This is a genomic window from Phyllobacterium myrsinacearum (assembly GCF_002980555.1).
GTDB classification, from domain to species: domain Bacteria; phylum Pseudomonadota; class Alphaproteobacteria; order Rhizobiales; family Rhizobiaceae; genus Phyllobacterium; species Phyllobacterium myrsinacearum.
Genome location: NZ_PVBT01000009.1, coordinates 149,098 through 162,445 on the forward strand (window position 1 = coordinate 149,098; position 13,348 = coordinate 162,445).

15 protein-coding genes and 1 pseudogene are annotated in these 13,348 nt (G+C 57.5%); 6 read left to right on the plus strand and 10 right to left on the minus strand.

The window, feature by feature from the left end; translation table 11 throughout:
• Positions 1-65 precede the first annotated feature (65 nt).
• The gene (locus C5750_RS24150) at positions 66-632 is read left to right on the plus strand and encodes an XRE family transcriptional regulator (protein ID WP_105737610.1); all 567 of its coding nucleotides are present in this window, start codon (positions 66-68) and stop codon (positions 630-632) included.
• A gap of 40 nt (positions 633-672) precedes the next feature.
• A pseudogene (locus C5750_RS24155) lies at positions 673-855 on the plus strand (DDE-type integrase/transposase/recombinase); the annotation flags it as partial.
• Between the two features lie 157 nt (positions 856-1,012).
• On the opposite strand, the gene C5750_RS24160 reads toward C5750_RS24155, so the two are convergent.
• Positions 1,013-1,411, minus strand: coding sequence for a RidA family protein (locus tag C5750_RS24160; protein ID WP_105737612.1), 399 nt, complete (start codon positions 1,409-1,411; stop codon positions 1,013-1,015).
• 135 nt (positions 1,412-1,546) lie between these two features.
• Positions 1,547-2,392: an alpha/beta fold hydrolase gene (locus C5750_RS24165; protein ID WP_105737614.1), complete on the minus strand. Its 846-nt coding sequence runs from the start codon at positions 2,390-2,392 to the stop codon at positions 1,547-1,549.
• 99 nt (positions 2,393-2,491) lie between these two features.
• Between C5750_RS24165 and C5750_RS24170 the strand changes: the two genes are divergently transcribed.
• The 4 genes from C5750_RS24170 to C5750_RS24185 all read left to right on the plus strand — a co-directional run bounded on the left by C5750_RS24170 (position 2,492) and on the right by C5750_RS24185 (position 5,326).
• Positions 2,492-3,409 (plus strand): LysR family transcriptional regulator, encoded by a 918-nt coding sequence (locus tag C5750_RS24170; protein WP_158531344.1) that lies wholly within the window; start codon positions 2,492-2,494, stop codon positions 3,407-3,409.
• Between the two features lie 147 nt (positions 3,410-3,556).
• A complete protein-coding gene (locus tag C5750_RS24175; RefSeq protein ID WP_105737619.1) occupies positions 3,557-3,859 on the plus strand; it encodes an ArsR/SmtB family transcription factor in 303 nt (100 codons plus the stop codon).
• 61 nt (positions 3,860-3,920) lie between these two features.
• Complete coding sequence (locus tag C5750_RS24180; RefSeq protein WP_105737621.1) at positions 3,921-4,910, plus strand: zinc-dependent alcohol dehydrogenase family protein; 990 nt, start codon at positions 3,921-3,923, stop codon at positions 4,908-4,910.
• A gap of 29 nt (positions 4,911-4,939) precedes the next feature.
• Positions 4,940-5,326 carry an antibiotic biosynthesis monooxygenase family protein gene (locus C5750_RS24185; protein ID WP_105737623.1) on the plus strand — a complete coding sequence of 129 codons (387 nt, stop codon included), beginning with the start codon at positions 4,940-4,942 and terminating at the stop codon, positions 5,324-5,326.
• A gap of 319 nt (positions 5,327-5,645) precedes the next feature.
• Here C5750_RS24185 and C5750_RS24190 read toward each other — a convergent pair whose 3' ends face one another.
• The 8 genes from C5750_RS24190 to C5750_RS24225 all read right to left on the minus strand — a co-directional run bounded on the left by C5750_RS24190 (position 5,646) and on the right by C5750_RS24225 (position 13,343).
• A complete protein-coding gene (locus tag C5750_RS24190) occupies positions 5,646-6,029 on the minus strand; it encodes a nuclear transport factor 2 family protein (protein WP_105737625.1) in 384 nt (127 codons plus the stop codon).
• Between the two features lie 64 nt (positions 6,030-6,093).
• A complete protein-coding gene (locus C5750_RS24195; protein ID WP_105737627.1) occupies positions 6,094-7,122 on the minus strand; it encodes a histone deacetylase family protein in 1,029 nt (342 codons plus the stop codon).
• A gap of 65 nt (positions 7,123-7,187) precedes the next feature.
• Positions 7,188-8,033 (minus strand): alpha/beta fold hydrolase, encoded by an 846-nt coding sequence (locus C5750_RS24200; RefSeq protein WP_199538074.1) that lies wholly within the window; start codon positions 8,031-8,033, stop codon positions 7,188-7,190.
• Between the two features lie 78 nt (positions 8,034-8,111).
• Complete coding sequence (locus C5750_RS24205; RefSeq protein ID WP_199538073.1) at positions 8,112-9,497, minus strand: aminotransferase; 1,386 nt, start codon at positions 9,495-9,497, stop codon at positions 8,112-8,114.
• A 39-nt stretch (positions 9,498-9,536) separates the two neighbouring features.
• The gene (locus C5750_RS24210; protein ID WP_105737633.1) at positions 9,537-10,364 is read right to left on the minus strand and encodes an ABC transporter permease; all 828 of its coding nucleotides are present in this window, start codon (positions 10,362-10,364) and stop codon (positions 9,537-9,539) included.
• Positions 10,364-11,266 (minus strand): ABC transporter permease, encoded by a 903-nt coding sequence (locus tag C5750_RS24215; RefSeq protein WP_199538072.1) that lies wholly within the window; start codon positions 11,264-11,266, stop codon positions 10,364-10,366. The genes C5750_RS24210 and C5750_RS24215 overlap by 1 nt, the downstream gene beginning before the upstream one ends.
• A complete protein-coding gene (locus C5750_RS24220) occupies positions 11,263-12,327 on the minus strand; it encodes an ABC transporter ATP-binding protein (protein WP_105737635.1) in 1,065 nt (354 codons plus the stop codon). Before C5750_RS24220 ends, C5750_RS24215 begins: the two co-directional genes overlap by 4 nt.
• A 26-nt stretch (positions 12,328-12,353) precedes the next feature.
• The gene (locus C5750_RS24225) at positions 12,354-13,343 is read right to left on the minus strand and encodes an ABC transporter substrate-binding protein (RefSeq protein ID WP_158531343.1); all 990 of its coding nucleotides are present in this window, start codon (positions 13,341-13,343) and stop codon (positions 12,354-12,356) included.
• Between the last annotated feature and the right edge of the window lie 5 nt (positions 13,344-13,348).

The following is a 13,348-nucleotide window of genomic DNA, read 5'->3' on the forward strand; positions in this document are numbered from 1 at the left end:
AAATGGTTAACTGCGCGGTCGAATTCACTGTTGAAACGTCTGCCCGTTAAGAGTAGAGAGAACCTATGAGCAATATATTGCACAGTCAAGAGCGCAGAGATGTGCTTTCTCACGTTTCAGGCAACCTGCGCCGCCTGAGGCAAGCGTCGGGTATGAGCCAAGTCGCACTGGCCGAGGCATCCGGCATCAGCCGCCGTATGATTATCGGCGTTGAAGCAGGAGATGCGAACATCAGTCTATCGAGTCTCGACAAGCTCGGCGCAGCGATGGGTGTCACCTTTGTCGACCTTGTCAGGGATCCGGACCGGTCGTCGACAGACATAGACGAGGTGACTTGGCGCGGACGGGGCGAGAACAGCGTTGGTGTCCTGCTCGGCACCGCGCCCGCCGGGCAAGAAACACAGATGTGGCGATGGTCGTTGGAAGCAGGCGAACGGTACGACGCCGAACCTGATCCTCAGGGGTGGCATGAGATGATCTTCGTCATCGAGGGCGTGCTCACGCTTGTCCGAAGCGGCATGGAGACCGACCATCCGGCCGGATCTTTCCAGATTTATGGCTCCGCGCAGGAGTATTCGTATCTGAATAAGACCATTGAAACGGTGCACTTTATCCGTAACGTGGTCGCGTAGCGTCATTGGCTGAAACAGCCAGTTCATAAAAACAGGCTAGCATCGCCAGCACAAGGGACTGAACAATCGGGCAGAAAATTCGCATCAGCCGACACGGCGACGAGAAAGGATCGTGAAGCGCTTCAAATCATCAAGGCAGCTTCAGCGATTTGTCTCCATCCATGATCCTATTGCCAATCTTCACCACTTTCCCCGCAACAAGTTCTCGTCAACAGCAGCATAACTGCGCTATCAAAGGCACCATTGTACCTGATCAGAACCAGCGGAAAGTTAAGGTTACAGTGCCGGGTTTAGTGTTGGTGCATGCTGGATTTGACCACAGCGCCAGCGACTGTTGGCTGACGAATGCGCCAAAGGCAGCCTGTGCAGGAAGCGAGATCTCAATTCCTGACTGGAATACGCGCGATCACCTTGATCTCGAAATCGAAACCGGCAAGCCAGTTAACCCCGATCGCTGTCCAGTTCGGATAAGGCGGTTCGGGGAAGACTTCGCTCTTCACCGCCATGATGGCTGCGAACTGGTTCTCGGGATCGGTGTGAAAACTCGTAACGTCGACAATGTCATCGAGGTTGCAACCACCAGCCGCCAGCGTCGCCCTTAGATTGGCAAAGGCCAGTCGGACCTGTTCAGCAAAATCCGGCTCAGGCGAGCCATCCTCGCCGCTTCCCACCTGACCGGACACAGACAGGAGATCTCTGGAGGCAATGGCAGCCGAATAGCCGTGGGCATCGTAGAGCGCGTGACGGTTTGCGGGAAAAACGGCAGTGGGTTTCGTCATATCAAGAGCCTTTCTCAACATTCGGCGCGCCCAGATGCTGGCAGACAGATCGGGCGGCGCCAGGATTTCGGTTTGGCATCGCAGCCGCCCTTGGCATGTTTTGCGGCGCCAGCATCTAGGGGGATATGGATTGCCTCAGAGGAAGGCGCGGATTCGCTCCGCGATTTCCGCAGCATGGGTCTCCAGTGCAAAATGTCCGGCATCCAGCAAATGGATCTCTGCATCCGGAAGATCACGGCGGTAAGCTTCAGCCCCGGCCGGGATGAACGCCGGATCATGGCGCCCCCAAACCGCCAGCAGAGGCGGGCGATGCTCGCGGAAATAAGACTGGAAAGCAGGATAAAGCACGACATTGCTACGATAGTCGAGGATCAGGTCCAGCTGGATTTCCTCGGCTCCGGGTCGCGCCATATAGGCGATGTCGAGCTCATAACCATCGGGCGACAGCAAGTTAAGATCGGCCCCGGTGCCATATTGCCAGTGGCGGATTGTGTCCGGCGCCAGCGAGGGGCGGCAGTCTTCCCGGTTCGCGGTGCTCGGTTCGCGCCAATAGGTCTCCCACGGGCCCCACTGGTCGCTGAACCCTTCCACATAGGCGTTGCCGTTCTGTGAGATGATGGCGGTAACCCGCTCGGGATGGCGTATCGCCAGACGCAGCCCCACCGGCGCACCATAGTCGAAGATATAGAGCGCGTATCGATCAAGCGACATGGCTTCGGTGAAGCCCTCGATCACGTCGGCAAGATGGTCGAACGTATAGTCGAATGCACCCCTTGGTGGTGCCTTGGTCTGCCCGAAGCCAGGCAGGTCCGGCGCAACGAGCCGAAAGCGATCGGCAAGGAGCGGGATCAGATCGCGGAACATGTGACTGGCGGTCGGAAATCCATGCAGCAGCAGGATCACCGGCGCATCAGTTGGTCCGGCCTCACGGTAGAAAACTTCAACATCGCCGATTTTCTTGGACCCGTAACGTATTGTCATCGTGTGCACCTTTCTTTTGTTTTCAGAAATGTAGTGCATTTCAGTTTGGAGAATAATAAGAAGACTCTGAAAGTATTGATTACAGGATTGGAAACACTGATGGATCGTCTCGAAGCCATGTCGATCTTCGTTGCTGTGGTGGAAGCTGGCTCCCTTGCCGGTGCTGCTCGCAAGCTTGGCCTGTCTCCGGCCTCGGTGACGCGGGCTGTCACACAACTGGAAACCACAGCCGGTGAGCGGCTTCTCGAGCGCACGACGCGGCGCTTTGCCATCACAGAGGCGGGCGAGCGTCATGTGTCGACATACAGGCTCATGCTGGAAGAACTCGCACATCTTGAAACCCGGACACAGGACATGGACATCAGCGGCAGTGTGGTGATCACCGCGCCGGAACTGTTCGGACGCATGAAAGTGATGCCCGTGATCGAAAGCTTTCTGACGACGCATCCCCGCATACAGGTCCGGGTGCTTCTCCTCAATCGCCTGGTTGATCTCGTCGGCGAAGGTGTGGACATCGCCGTTCGCCTTGCTGATCTGCCGGATTCGTCGATGCGTGCGATCCGGATAGGCGAGGTGCGCCGACTGACCTGTGCCGCCCCGTCCTATCTCACCGAACGCACGGTGCCGACCCGTCCCACCGACTTGGCCAACCATTGGTGTATCGGCTTGAACGAAGCCGGGGCTCAGGAGCTGTGGCCTTACCGGGAAAGCGCATCGGCGCATCGGGTTCGGTCTGTACGCGTATCCTGTCGCATTGCACTCAACAGCGCAGGCGCGGCGATCGACGCCGCTGAACGCGGAATGGGCATTGTGCGCCCACTCTCCTATCAGGTTGAGCGCCAGATCGCAGAGGGCACTCTCATTGCCCTTCTCCCTGAATACGAGCCGGATCCGATCCCCGTGCATCTGGTCTTCCAGCCGCGACGTTTCGAAGGCGGCGCCCTACGCGCATTCATAGACTTCGCGGTGCCAATCTTGCGAAAATCGGTTAGCGGCACGGCGACATCGACTTCGTAAAGTCATTGAGGCATTTAGACGCGACCGTAGCAACAGGACCATTACCGGCTCATCGTTAGACAGCCTTCGATATCCTTTCAACCAAGCTGCAAACTCCGTCGTCATTTACCGTATTGACATATCGCTTATTTCCGATATGTCTTGTGCATGGATTTGCTCGAAATATTCAAAGCTCTCTCAAATCGGACACGTCTTGAAATCGTGCAGGGTTTGAAGGACCCCGTGAAGAACTTTCCTCCGCAGGATGAAGGTGACGTTCATACTGTGGGCGTCTGCGTCAGTAGTATTCAGGAAGGCGTCGGACTGTCGCAGTCAACGGTGTCTGATTATCTCGCAACCCTGCAACGGGCTGGCCTGGTAGAAGTCAGACGCATAGGTCAATGGACTTACTACAAGCGGAACGAGGCGACTATCAGTGCTCTTGCCGAGATCATAGGGAAAGAACTGTGATCTTTTATCATAACATATCGAGAATTCTCTATATTCCATATTACCGAAACGAGGATCTGCAATGAAAGCGATGACACTTAAATCATTTGGCGGCCCGGAATCGTTCGAGCTTTGCGACGTGCCAAAGCCTGTTCCGCATGCGGGACAAGTCCTGGTGCGCGTACATGCCACGTCGATCAACCCATTGGATTATCAGGTTCGGCGCGGCGACTATCGCGACTTGGTACCATTGCCGGCCATTACCGGTCATGACGTATCCGGGGTTGTCGAAGCAGTCGGGCCAAGCGTGACGACGTTCTCTCCAGGAGACGAAGTCTGGTACACCCCGCAAATATTTGACGGGTCGGGAAGCTATGCTGAGTACCACGTTGCGAACGAAAACATCATCGGAAGGAAACCCTCCTCACTAAGCCATCTCGAAGCAGCAAGTCTGAGCCTGGTTGGCGGGACGGTGTGGGAGGCCCTTGTTGAGCGCGCAGCTCTAAGAGTGGGAGAAAGCATCCTGATCCACGGCGGCGCAGGAGGGGTCGGTCATGTGGCGATCCAGGTCGCGAAAGCCATCGGTGCGAAGGTATTCACGACTGTACGCGAAGATAACTTCGAATTCGTACGAAGTGTTGGAGCGAATGTAGTCATCGACTACGAAAAGGAAGATTATGTCAGCGCTATTGTGCGGGAAACAGATGGTCGCGGGGTCGATGTCGTGTTCGACACCATCGGCGGCAACACGCTGTCCCGCAGCCCCGACGCGCTCGCACAACTTGGTCGCGTTGTTACGATCGTGGACATCGCACAGCCGCAGAACCTTATTGAAGCATGGGGCAAGAACGCGAGTTATCACTTCGTTTTCACAAGACAGAACCGCGGCAAACTTGATGAACTGAGCACATTGGTAGAGCGTGGTCAGCTGCGGCCGCACGTTGGGGCTGTCTATTCGCTCGCTGACCTCCCCCTCGCCCATGCCCAGCTTGAGACCCCGAACAACGGTATCCAGGGAAAAATCGCGATTGCAGTTGATCCATCGGCTGACTCTGCGCGGACGAGCTCATAAACGCTTCAATTCACTTTAAAGGTGCAACTATGATTTATGAGATCGCTCTGCTGCCCGTTTACAAGGAACGTATTGAAACGTTCAGACAAGCATTCACCGAAGTCGTTCCGTTACTAAGCCGCGCGCAGGGTTATCGCGGTCATCTTCTGGCGCAAGGGATCGAATCACCCGAAGTGTTCAACCTTATCGTGCGATGGCACTCACTCGAAGATCACACACCGGGCTTCGAAGCGAGCGAAGACCATCGGATCTTCATGATGGGCTTACGGAAATATTTTTCGAATGAACCGACGGTCTATCATATCGAAGGCGGAGCTTTTTCGACAAGCGAGCATGATGCCAACAGCGCCGTCAGCACGGGCAATGCCACCCATCAGTCAGGAGTTGCGCGAAACAGCCCCAGTGTTATGCCATAGCCCGTCAAGCAGCAGCGTGACCATTCGCTTGGTATGAGCGGCTCTCTCCTCCCCGCATGCAATGGAGAGATTACCGATCGCCCGCAGCAGATGATAAGCTGCCACGCCGGCACGTATCCTCCTTCGACATCGCCCAGTGGATGCACGCTTCATGCCTGTCGCGTTGCGGAACATCCCGGTCGCCCGTGTAGCCGAGGTCTGCTCGATCGAAAGACAGGTTGATATCTTCGGAGAAGCGGCGGATGGCGTCTTAACGTGGAACCGCCACGACTTTCGGACATGAGGTAATCAAACATGGGTCAACTGATTGGAAGAGGCCTCATGCAAATGCTTTTCGATAGGAATCTTTTAGCGTGAGAAAATTACCTCGAAACGCAAACACGTCAATGCCCTCGAAGGTTACGATTGATCCGTCCGGCATGCGCTGGTCAAGAGACCACAGCGCAAAACCGCGATCTCCGGCGATGCAGCAAGCTCCAGGCTTGAACGATCCGGCCTCCAGCGACTGGAAAATGCGCGCCAGTTCGTCTTGGATAGCTTGCCTTCCGGCAAAGATCGTGCCCGGCCCTGATCCGGTCGACGCGGCATACACCGCATCGTCGGTGAAATAGTGCATGCAGGCATCAAGGTCATGACGTCGCCAATCCTCGCCAAACCGGGCCAGCCGTTCCAGGCTCATGACATCAGGAGAATTAGAAGGCATTGCGTCAAGTCCTTTCGCCGGTGGTATCACTCTGTTATCCGGTTATCCGTGCCGCTGTTTGAGCTTAGCTATGGCGGTGCAGGAAGCCGGTCAGGAAGGCTTCGAAATTGTGCTCAAGCTCGGGTGATTGATACCCCCCCTCCTGCACAATAACCGTTGGCAGGCGCATGGAACCAATTGCCTCCCCCATGCGCGCAAAGCCGGTCCGATCCACGCGCATGCAGGCAAACGGGTCGTCCGTCGATGCATCGAGACCAAGTGCGACAACCAGCATCTCTGGGGCGTATTGGTGGATCACGCCGATCCCGCGATCCACGGCGGCGCAATAAACCGCATTGTCACTCATCAGCGGCACGGGCAGGTTCAAATTCGTCCCCTCGCCGGCGCCCCGCCCGCACTCATCGGCATAGCCGGCATAGAACGGATAGAGATCGGCGGGATCCCCATGCACCGAGACATGCAGGACATCGGGACGTTCATAAAAGATTGCCTGCGTGCCGTTCCCGTGATGGACATCAATATCGATGATTGCAACACGGTTCACGCTGCCGCGTGCGACCTCAGCGGCGAGTGCCGTATTGTTGAGATAGCAAAAGCCGCCGGCCTTGTCGGCATAGGCATGGTGCCCCGGCGGCCGGCAGAGCGCATAGGCCGTCCGCGCACCGCCAAGAACGCGTTTCGTCGCATCAATCGCCGTCATGGCGCTCGCACGGCAAGCCGGCCACGTCCCTTCGACGATCACACAGCCAGCATCGGCCTGGTAATAGCCAGCGCGTCCGTAGAAATTGCGCGGCAAGCGGTTCATGTAGATATTCGGATGGGCGCTGACGCGCAGTTCCGGCCCGCTGTCCGGCATGGCCCGCCACTGGGCATAGCCAGTGGCGAGGAAATCGAGATACCCGGCATCATGCACGCTATGCAGGATTTCATCACCCGCATCGGCCGGGACCATGGTCGCAATGGACATCCGGCGCAGTGCATTCTGGAATGAGACGACACGATCCGCCTGCTCAAGATTCGGACGGAAGACGCCTCCAGCCAGCCGCGTCAACGGCTGGTGCAATTCTTGCCGGGGATCATAGATAGCCAACATTCATAACACCCCTATTTTTGTATGGTTCAACTCCGGTCTGCCATTTGTCCGAATGCGCCATCACATCACTTCGGCAATCGCTCTGCCCACGTTGCGATGGCTTCGGCGACGGCGGCCGGCTGTTCCGGAAATAAGGCATGCGACGCGTTGGCAATGGTGACTGTCGTCACCCGGTCACCGAACTGCTGCCGCAATTCACCCCAGCGGTCGCGCGGTTTGAACGGATCTTCCTCGGGGATGAGTTCAAGAATCGGCGCGCTGCCCGCCGCCCACCAGACCGTCCGCGGAACCGGGTTTTCGGATTGCATCTTGATGACTTGAGGATACCAGCCCTGCAGCCACCGGGTGGCATCATGCCCCTTGGCAAAGAAAGCACCCTTCAGGGCTGCCAGCCGCATATCATCGGACAGGGAAAGTGTGGAGGCATAATCCGGCGCCCACCAGACCAGCGGATTTCTTTCTGCGGTATCGCTGGCAGCACCCGCAGCAATCGTAACGCCGCGAACCCGCTCGGGATACTGGGTGGCAACCATGCGGGCGATGAAATGGCCATAGGCATGTCCGACGAGAACGGCCCTGCCATCGCCCAGGGCATCAATGACATTGGCGGTGTCCCGGGCAAAATCGTAGAGGCTCACACCTTCCATCGCGCCCTTGGATTGCCCCACCCCCCTCGGCTGCGGCCGCAGGACTTTAAAGCCCGCTTTGGCCAGGTACTCTGCCGCCGCGTCATAGTCTTCATAACCGTCACGCCCCGTCGACGGCAGGATGACGATTGCCGGGCCGCTGCCTTCAACGATGGTTTCAATTTCGGTGTTGTCCTTCTTAACGATCTCCACCTGCCTGGCAGCCGCCGGAAAACCGGTGCCAAGCATAAAGACCAGGCATAAAGACAGCTTTTGAACACGCATGCTCTTTCCTCCCCCCCTGTTTTATGACAATCAAGACTTTGCAACATCGCCGGACATCAATCTGTCCGGACACGCATATCAGCTGCGGGTGATGCCACCCGACGCGCTGTAGGCATCCAGCGAAGCGTTGAGCGCCTGCGTGAAGCGGGCAACGATTTCGTCGATCTGTTCCTCCGTGCAGATCAGTGGCGGTGCCAAAGCGATGCCGGTGCCCAGCGACCGGCAGACAAGCCCTCTTTCGAACGCCCGGTTCTGCACGCCGAGACCAAACTGCATGTCCGGCGCAAAGGCCTCCTTGCTCTGTTTGTCCCGCACAAGCTCGACGGCCCACATCAGCCCCACACCCCGTACTTCGCCGATCAGCGGGTGATCGGCCAACGGCGCCATCGCCGCCTGCATCCGTGCAGCCAGCGCCGGGACATTGTCGATGATCCCGTCTTCTTCGTAGATGCGCAGCGCCTCGACACCGACAGCACAGGCAACGGGATGTGCGCCATAGGTGTAGCCATGGCCGAACACGCCGATCTTCTCGCTTTGTGCCCGCATCCCCTGGTAGACCCGCTCGGATATCAGCAATGCCGACAGTGGCATATAGGCCGCGGTCAGCGCCTTGGCGCAGGTCACGATATCGGGTTTCATGGCATAGGTCTGGCTTCCCCACCAGTTTCCGGTGCGGCCAAAGCCGGTGATGACTTCATCTGCAACAAGAAGAACGTCGTGCTTGCGCAAAACCGTCTGGATTTTCTCGAAATAGTCGGCGGGCGGCACGATCACACCGCCAGTTCCCATTACGGGCTCGGCGAAAAAAGCGCCAACCGTTTCCGGTCCTTGGGCAACAATCAGTTGGTCCAGCTCTTCGGCAAGCCGGGTTGAAAACGCCTCTTCCGTTTCTCCTGGCAGGCCTTCCCGGTAGAAATGCGGACAGGTGACATGCAGGAAACCGTCCAGCGGCAGGTTGAAATCCCGATGCAGGTGCGGAAGTCCGGTCAAGCTGGCCGATGCAATTGATGTGCCGTGATAGCCGCGATGACGCGTGATGATCTTGCGCTTCTGTGTCTGGCCCTTGGCATGGAAATAGTACCATACCAGCTTGATGGCGGTATCGTTGGCTTCCGAACCGGAGCTCTGGAACAGAACCTTTGACATCGCCACCGGCGCGACCTTGAGAAGGCGCTCTGCCAGTTCAATGGCTGGCTCCGTCGAACGATGGGCGAAATTCTGGTAGTAGGGCAATGTATTGAGCTGCCTTGTCGCAACATCGGCGAGCCGTTTCTCGCTCATGCCGAGTGCCGCGCACCACAGGCCCGACATGCCCTCCAGATACTGCTTGCCATCATCATCGTATACATAGGCGCCTTCCCCGCGCATCATGATCGTCGGTCCCAGCGTTTCATGCAGCGCCAGATTTGTTTGCGGATGGATATGCGTGCTGATGTCGCGCATTCGAAGCGAGTTATATGTCACGGTTTCTTTCCTTTTTTCTCAAACGCATCTTGCGGATGTTTAGTCTGGCGAAGGGCTGGCACGACTGCGCCGCTGTATGAATTGGCCGGCAACCAGGACTACAATCGACAACACGACGAGTATGGACGAGATTGCCGCGACCGTTGGGTCGACCTGATCGCGTATATTGGCGAACATTCGTTTGGTCAGGGTAGAGTTTGCGCCGCTCGACACGAAGATGGAGACCACCACTTCGTCGAAGGATGTCACAAAGGCGAACAGCATGCCCGACAGTACGGAAATATGGATCTGCGGCAGTGTTACGGTCAGAAAGGCGCGAACCGGCGATGCTCCAAGTCCCCTGGCGGCGCGCTCCAAATTCATGTCAAAGCCGGAAAGCCCATTCCCGACGGCAATCATGACGAAAGGAATAGCCAGCGTGGTGTGTGCCAATACAAGGCCGGTGATCGTATTGTTGAGGCCAAGCCGGGCGTAGACGAAGAAAACACCGATAGCCACGAAGATCAGCGGCACCATCATGGGCAGCATCAACGCGCTGCTGATGATGGGTTTCAACAGATTCCCGGACTTGTGCAGTCCGTAGCTGGCAAGGGTACCAAGAATGGTTGCCAGAATGGTTGTTGCCGCGCCGACCTTCAGCGACACCCATGTCGACTGGCGCCACTCCGACGAGAAGAAATAGGCCTCGTACCAGCGCAGACTCCAGACCCGCGGTGGGAATTCCAGATATTGCGAATCCGAAAATGACATGGGCACAACGATCAGGCATGGGATAATGAGGAAGGCGATGACCAATCCGACAAGCCCGTAGAGCCATAACCGCTGGAGGTGGGTGATTTGTGTTGAGGTAGCGGGACGATGCAGCATCAGGGCTTCCCTCCCCATGCGTTGGAGACGCGCATGAAACGGTTCACGCCCCCAAGGATCGCTCCGGTCACGATGAGCAGCACCACGCTCAAAGCACTCGCCGCGCCCCAATTTGCGAATTTGGCCACCATGTCGGCAATCTGGGTCGACCACATGGCGACGCGGCCGCCGCCAAGCAGGGCGGGCGTCAGATAAAATCCAAGGCAGAGGACGAAGGTCAGGGCGATACCAGCGGAAAGACCTGACAAGGACAAGGGCAAAAAGACCTGCCGGAACGCCTGCGCCGGTGATGCACCGCAATTGGCTGCTGCACGCAGGAGAACCGGGTCAATCGCTTTCATCGAGGCGTAAAGCGGCAGGATGAGGAATGGCAGCATGACATGCACCATCCCGATCACGGTTCCCGTCATGTTATGCACCAGTGGCAGCGGCTCGCTGATAAGGCCGCTCGACAGCAGCCATTGATTGATGATGCCCTGCCGCTGAAGCAGGACGAGCCAGGCATAGGTGCGCACCAGAACGGAGGTCCAGAACGGCAAGATGACAAAGACCATCAGTATCTGGGCTGCGCGCTGCGGCAGTTGCGACAGGAGATAGGCAACGGGATAGCCAAGCAGGACGCAGATGGCGGTAACCAGTCCAGCAACCTTGAACGTGGTGAGAAAGCTTTCAACGTAAGCGGGGCGCAGCAGCCGCACATAATTCTCCGTCGAGAGGTTACCGGTGGCATCGAAGAGAGAAAGCCAGGCCAACCAACTGAACGGGATGATTAGAACCGCTGCCACCAGCATCGCGGCGGGCAGGGAAAGCCCGATAAAGGAGATACCCTGCAGGCTTCGGGAGCGCTGCAGCAGGGAATTGTTGATAATGGCCGGTTTCACTTCTTGCACCATGACCGTCATTGGATCGCGTCTCCAACGACGACACTGGCTTCCGGGGTCAGCCACAGCTCAAGATCCTGTCCGGGCACGGGCAGTTCCTTTCCTTCCGACCCCGTGTGACGGATGGAAATTTCGTGGTCCCCCGCCAGGCTGATCGAGACGAGATGACTGTCACCGCGATAGACGATGTCCATGACCTTGCCGGATATCCGGTTGTCGCGTTGCGCGTTACCAGCCCAGCGCAACCGCTCCGGGCGTACGATCAGCCAGCCATTGGCACCGCGATGCAGCGGTTCCGAAGCGAGGCGTAACGATCTGCTATCCAGATGATAACCGCTGTCGCGCCGTTCGACCGGCAGGAAGCGCGTTTCACCCATGAATCCGGCCACAAATTTGCAGTTGGGATGATCATAAATGTTCTGCGGCGTATCGAGTTGGATAACCTTGCCCCGGTCGAGCACGGCGATACGATCGGACATGGTCAGCGCCTCCTGCTGGTCATGCGTCACGTAGACCGTCGTCATCCCGAGGCGGTTATGCAGCCGCTTCAATTCCATCTGCATATGCTCGCGCAGGTTCTTGTCCAGAGCCGAAAGCGGCTCATCCATGAGCAGTATCCTGGGTTCGAACACGATGGCACGCGCCAAGGCCACCCGCTGGCGCTGGCCGCCTGACAGTTCCCCGATGCGCCGGGCCGCCAGCTTGTCCATATGAACGGTTTCCAGCGCACCCATGACGCGGCTGCGGATCGATGCCCGGTCTATCCCGCGCAGTTTGAGCGGATAGGCGACATTGTCGAAAACATCCATGTGGGGGAACAGGGCATAGTTTTGAAACACCATACCGAGATCACGCTTGTGCGGCGGCCGGGTGATGAATTCCACCTCGTCCACCATCAGACTGCCGCTGTCCGGCCGCTCAAATCCCGCTATTATATTGAGCAGCGTCGTTTTGCCAGAACCCGACGGCCCCAGAAGGGTGAGGAACTCCCCCGGCTGAATATCCAGTGAAATTCCATCAAGTGCCTTGAAGGCACCATAGGCCTTGTGAACGTGGCGAATGGAAACCTTACCTGCACCCATGATGCCCTCCCGAAGTCATTTGCACGTCAGTTTGCCATCAAGAGACTATAGTCTTCGCGGACCAGATTGGTGTTGTCACGCCACCAATTCGCGTCAAGAAACACCTGCTTCTTGATGTTCTCGGGGGACATGTTGGACCGCGCCAGCACCTCCGGCGAGAATTTTCCGACCTTGAAAGCGAGACTGTTGGTTGGACCGTAATAGGGCATCATTTCCGGAATGCGAGCCTGGATTTCAGGCGAAACCACACCCGCAACCAATGCCTGCGCCGCCCTGGCATGCGGCGCTCCCTTGAGGATGGCAAGGCAGCCATAACCCAGAATGGCATCCTGATAGGTGTAGGAAACCGGCGCTCCATCGGCAATGACACTGGCAACACGGCTGCCCCAGATCGCCATCATATCGACCTCGCCATCCTTGATCAGCTGTGAAGACTGAGCACCAGACGACCACCATACCGCGACCTTGCTCTTGATCTTATCCAGCGAGCGAAAGGCGCGCTTGCTGTCCAAGGGATAAAGCTCGTCCTTCGGGACGCCGTCGGCCATCAGCGCCACCTCAAGCATTTCCTGCGGATAGGTGCTCAATGCGCGGCGGCCGGGAAATTTTTCCGTGTCCCACAAATCCTTCCAACTTTGCGGCGCCTTGTCCTTATAGACATCTGTGCGCCACGCCAGCACGACAGAATAGGAATTCGTGGCGATCCAGTGCTCACCATACCCTCGCTTGTCGAAACCATCTGTGTTGATGACCTTGTAATCCAGGGGTTCAAACAGGCCCTCCTTACCACCAACCGCGCAGTCATCGGAGCCCAGATGAACCAGATCCCAGGTCGGAGAACCCGACTGAACCTGTACACGCACGGCCGCCAATCCGTCATGGGTTTCCTCCGCGATGGAAAGGCCGGCCTTGTCGGCGGCCGGCTGCCACAATGTGGCGCGAAGATCCTTTTGCAGATTTCCGCCGAAACCGGCGATGGTCACGGTTTCGTTCGCGGCAAATGATCCTGACGCCATTGCCA

Excerpts from the sequence above, each read along its gene's own strand:
- C5750_RS24170 (WP_158531344.1), top strand. The coding sequence starts at position 2,492 with ATGGATCGTCTCGAAGCCATGTCGATCTTCGTTGCTGTGGTGGAAGCT.
- C5750_RS24210 (WP_105737633.1), bottom strand. The coding sequence starts at position 10,364 with ATGCTGCATCGTCCCGCTACCTCAACACAAATCACCCACCTCCAGCGG.
- C5750_RS24180 (WP_105737621.1), top strand. The coding sequence starts at position 3,921 with ATGAAAGCGATGACACTTAAATCATTTGGCGGCCCGGAATCGTTCGAG.
- C5750_RS24225 (WP_158531343.1), bottom strand. The coding sequence starts at position 13,343 with ATGGCGTCAGGATCATTTGCCGCGAACGAAACCGTGACCATCGCCGGT.
- C5750_RS24220 (WP_105737635.1), bottom strand. The coding sequence starts at position 12,327 with ATGGGTGCAGGTAAGGTTTCCATTCGCCACGTTCACAAGGCCTATGGT.
- C5750_RS24200 (WP_199538074.1), bottom strand. The coding sequence starts at position 8,033 with ATGCGTGTTCAAAAGCTGTCTTTATGCCTGGTCTTTATGCTTGGCACC.
- C5750_RS24150 (WP_105737610.1), top strand. The coding sequence starts at position 66 with ATGAGCAATATATTGCACAGTCAAGAGCGCAGAGATGTGCTTTCTCAC.
- C5750_RS24190 (WP_105737625.1), bottom strand. The coding sequence starts at position 6,029 with ATGCCTTCTAATTCTCCTGATGTCATGAGCCTGGAACGGCTGGCCCGG.
- C5750_RS24195 (WP_105737627.1), bottom strand. The coding sequence starts at position 7,122 with ATGTTGGCTATCTATGATCCCCGGCAAGAATTGCACCAGCCGTTGACG.
- C5750_RS24165 (WP_105737614.1), bottom strand. The coding sequence starts at position 2,392 with ATGACAATACGTTACGGGTCCAAGAAAATCGGCGATGTTGAAGTTTTC.
- C5750_RS24175 (WP_105737619.1), top strand. The coding sequence starts at position 3,557 with ATGGATTTGCTCGAAATATTCAAAGCTCTCTCAAATCGGACACGTCTT.
- C5750_RS24185 (WP_105737623.1), top strand. The coding sequence starts at position 4,940 with ATGATTTATGAGATCGCTCTGCTGCCCGTTTACAAGGAACGTATTGAA.
- C5750_RS24160 (WP_105737612.1), bottom strand. The coding sequence starts at position 1,411 with ATGACGAAACCCACTGCCGTTTTTCCCGCAAACCGTCACGCGCTCTAC.
- C5750_RS24215 (WP_199538072.1), bottom strand. The coding sequence starts at position 11,266 with ATGACGGTCATGGTGCAAGAAGTGAAACCGGCCATTATCAACAATTCC.